Source organism: Teichococcus deserti (assembly GCF_001982615.1).
GTDB classification, from domain to species: Bacteria; Pseudomonadota; Alphaproteobacteria; order Acetobacterales; family Acetobacteraceae; genus Pseudoroseomonas; species Pseudoroseomonas deserti.
In genome coordinates this window covers 1-2,023 of sequence record NZ_MLCO01000311.1, presented here as the reverse complement: position 1 = coordinate 2,023, position 2,023 = coordinate 1, and the positions used below count along the sequence as shown (strand labels likewise).

The 2,023-nt window shown below is 73.2% G+C and carries 2 protein-coding genes; one reads left to right on the top strand and one right to left on the bottom strand.

Annotated elements, in window-relative coordinates; genetic code table 11:
- Nucleotides 1–844 (bottom strand): HAMP domain-containing protein (locus BKE38_RS25315; RefSeq protein ID WP_165694279.1); only part of this gene is annotated, 844 nt, incomplete at its 3' end.
- Between the two features lie 373 nt (nucleotides 845–1,217).
- Between BKE38_RS25315 and BKE38_RS25310 the strand changes: the two genes are divergently transcribed.
- Nucleotides 1,218–2,023 (top strand): Ldh family oxidoreductase (locus BKE38_RS25310; RefSeq protein ID WP_106409308.1); only part of this gene is annotated, 806 nt, incomplete at its 3' end.

Here is a 2,023-nt window from a genome sequence, read left to right as displayed (position 1 = left end):
AGCGGCGGATGGTGTCGAGCGCGGTCAGCATCCCGGCCAGCGGGTTGCGCACCTCATGCGCCAGGCTGGCGGCCAGACGCCCGAGCACGGCGGCGCGCTCGCGCTCGGCGAGGCTCGCGGCCAGCACCTCGCGCTCCTGCAGCCGGGCAGCCATGGTGTTGAAGCTTTCGGCGAGCCCCGCGGCTTCGGCATCGCGCCAGCCAGCGGGCAGGGGGGCAAAACCCCCTTGGCCGGCGCGCTGCAGCGCCTCGGTCACGGCCAGGATCGGCCGCATCATCCGCCGCGCGAAGAGCATCGACAGCCCGGCCGCCGCCGCCGCCAGCGCCGCATCCAGCAGGGTCAGCCGCCAGATCAGCCGGCGGTGCCGCGCCGCCTGCTCGGGGAAGGCGAGCTGCGCCGCGATCAGCGCCTCGACCTTGCCGTCCTCGCCGAGCTCCAGCTGCATCCAGGCGGTGTCGGCCTCCGGATTGGGCGACCAATGGGCGCGGGTCAGGCCGAAGGCCATCGGCGGCTCCTCGGTCGGCTGGCCGACGCGGGCGAGGGGCTTTCCGGCCGGGTCGGCGACGACGATGGCCAGGTCGCTGACGCCGCGCTGGAAGCCCATGCCGCGTTCCAGCGTCGCCTCCAGCCCGGCCAGGTCGCCGCTGCGGATCAGCGGCAGGGTCAGCCCGGCCAGGCTGTCGACATAGACGCCGGCCAGGCGCTGCGCCTCCTGGTCACGCTCGCGCTCGGTGATGCGCAGCGCCAGATGCGTGGTGCCGACAGCGGATAGAAAGACCGCCAGCCCGACCAGCAGAGGCAGGCGGACGGCAATGGTGGTGGGTTTCCTGAAGATCGGCCTCATGCGTCGGCGCGCGCGCTCCCTGGCTTGGCGCACGTCCCGTCGCGCGCCCTTGGCGCCGGAGATGGTGCCGCGCACCCGCGCGCGTCCACCCGTCGCGGGGCGACGGCGGGCAGGCGACAGGCTGGGCAGGACGGCAGGGCCGGTCATGCGCTGGCTTCAGCAAGCCGCTTGCCAGTCTTTGAGGTTTTGTTAATTGGCTGTTTCGAAAGGATTTACACGCCGTTCAGCTGACGGTGACGTTTAGCCCGGTGGACATGCCCACCTGCGGATGTCCGGCTTTCCGAACATCGCTTTCGACCCGCCGCGGTTTGCCGGGCCGGCCGATCGCGCGCAGGATGGCCGCAAGAACGCCGCCCCGAGGAACGCCGCCGCCATGACCGCCATCCCGCCCGCCCCGCTGCTGGCCTTCGCGACCGAGAGCTATCGCCGTGCCGGGCTGGGCGCCGAAGCCGCTTCCCTCTGCGCCGACACGCTGGTCCAGGCCGATCTCTGGGGCCACCAGTCGCACGGGGTGATGCGGCTGCCCTGGTATGTCGCGCGGCTGCGCAGCGGCGCCTGCCAGGCCGCGGCGGTGCCGCAGCTGGTGGTCGATGCCGGGGCGATCGCCGTGGTCGACGGCCATGACGGCATGGGCCAGGTGATGGCCGATTTCGCCGCCGAGGAGGCCGTGCGCCGCGCCAGGGCGCATGGCGTCGGCGTGGTGGCGCTGCGGCATTCCGGCCATTTCGGCACGGCGATGTATTTCACGCGGCGCGTCGCGGCGGCGGGCTGCATCGGCTTCCTGACCACCACCGCCAGCCCGTCCATGGCCCCCTGGGGCGGGCGGGAGAAGAAGGTCGGCAACAACCCCTGGTCCTGGGCGGCGCCGGTGGGCGAGGGCCGGCCGCCGATGGTGCTGGACATCGCCAATAGCGGGGTCGCGCGCGGCAAGGTCTATCTGGCGCAGAAGAGCGGCGAGGCCATCCCGCCCGGCTGGGCGCTGGACGCCGCCGGCCGCCCCACCACCGACCCCGCTGCCGCCATCGAGGGCATCATCCTTCCCATGGCCGGGCACAAGGGCTCGGGCATCGCGGTGATGATGGATGTGCTGGCGGGAGTGCTGCCGGGCGGCGTCTTCGGCAGCGGCGTCACCGGCCCCTATCGCGCCGAGGGCCGCAGCGGCGCCGGGCAGCTGATGAT